The 1,631-nt window shown below is 28.3% G+C and carries 2 protein-coding genes; both read left to right on the top strand.

The window, feature by feature from the left end:
- The coding region (locus I3255_RS14150; protein WP_275950129.1) for a UDP-galactopyranose mutase at positions 1-229 on the top strand (229 nt) is incomplete at its 5' end.
- A gap of 39 nt (positions 230-268) precedes the next feature.
- On the top strand, positions 269-1,453 hold the full coding sequence (locus I3255_RS14145; protein WP_238039386.1) for a glycosyltransferase family 4 protein: 1,185 nt from the start codon (positions 269-271) through the stop codon (positions 1,451-1,453).
- Positions 1,454-1,631: the final 178 nt, after the last annotated feature.

The following is a 1,631-nucleotide window of genomic DNA, read 5'->3' as shown; positions in this document are numbered from 1 at the left end:
TGTTGATAAGACAGTTATAACAAAAGAGTATCCTAAAGAATGGTCTGAAGGTGACGAACCTTATTATCCTATCAATGATGATAAGAATATGGAACTTTACAAGAAATATAGAGAGTTAGCTAAAAAAGAAAAAGACATTATTTTTGGTGGAAGGTTAGCCGAATATAAGTATTATGATATGCATCAGGTCATTCGCTCTGCGTTAAATACTTTAAATACACTGAACTAAAATGAATAAGGAGTGGCGATGCTTAATCGCCATTAAATAATGAAGTTATTTTACTTTTGTTCTGATTTTTATCCGTCAGGAACTGGATTCGCAGTTTCATTTGTTAACTTTATTCAATATGTAATTGATGAGAACAAATATGAACACATATATATATATTGTTTAAATGATGATGCTGTATTACCTGATTGTTTTTTGGGAAAGGCTACACTTATTAAATTTGATTATCGAGGTGAGTTGAGATTAGCAAAGTTAACAAAGTCGAGAGTTGTGCTTGATTTATATGCTAATATCAAATATAAAAAATTATATAAAAGTTTATGTAGTTTTGATATAGCAGATGAAGACTCAATATTTTATGAGGAGTTTTATTTTGGTAATTTAAAAAACTATCTTTCAAAAAAATTCAAAAAAAACAAGCATATTATTCGAGTACATGGAACAATGCCTGAGTTTGTAATGTTTGATGGCAATAACTATTTTAGAAAGATTTTATTTGAACAGGCAATAAAAACAAAATTAGTTATCGCAACAACAACAACATTTTATATATCATTCTTAAATAAACATTTATTTGAAGATAAATATTCGCTTATAAAAAATATTGACTATATTATTTTACCAAATAGCATTCATAATGAATTTCTTCAATTACCATCAAAAAATCAGACTAAGAATGATCGAGGTTCATTGAAGTTATTACAGCTAGGTCGTATGGATGAAGGGGGTTATTTTCAAAAAGGATTTTCAGATACAATTAAAGCCCTTCTCTATCTGGAGAATAGTGATGAATGTAATGATGGTTACGTACTAACCGTAATTGGTTCTGGTGTAATGTCTAAAGATTTTCTCGAACAGGCTAAGAAATTAAGGAAAACGAAAATAGAATACTTTTCATCTTTACCTAATTCTGAAGTAAGAGAAAAAATAATTAACACTGACGTTGTCCTATTACCTTCCAGATGCGAAGGTATGTCTATGTTTGCAGTTGAAGCGTTATCATTAGGCAAAGCAATTATTACAACCAAGAATAGTGGTGTTAAAGATATTTGCCTTAATGATGTCATTGCACTTTTATTTGATGTTTACGATTATGTCGCATACGCTAAGCTATTATCTAAAATTTATAATAACAGAGAGCTAATTTCTAAATTTGAAAGTAATTGTAGCACTATATATAATGAAAATGAAATTAAGTTAAAGTCTGGCATAAGAGAGTTATAATGAATACTATTAGAAAATTTATAGAAATATTACCTGATGAGATTTTTTTAAAATTAAAATATTTTAAAAGATATAAGCGGTTTGCTAATTTACAAAATCCTACTCGATTTACTGAGAAGCTTATGTGGTATAAGCTTAATTATCATAATCCATTGATGACAAGGTGTGCCGATAAATA

This window comes from Psychrobacter sp. Ps6, assembly GCF_022129235.1.
Taxonomy (GTDB): Bacteria; Pseudomonadota; Gammaproteobacteria; order Pseudomonadales; family Moraxellaceae; genus Psychrobacter.
The sequence above is the reverse complement of the archived record's forward strand: the minus strand, read 5'-3'. Positions and strand labels throughout refer to the sequence as shown.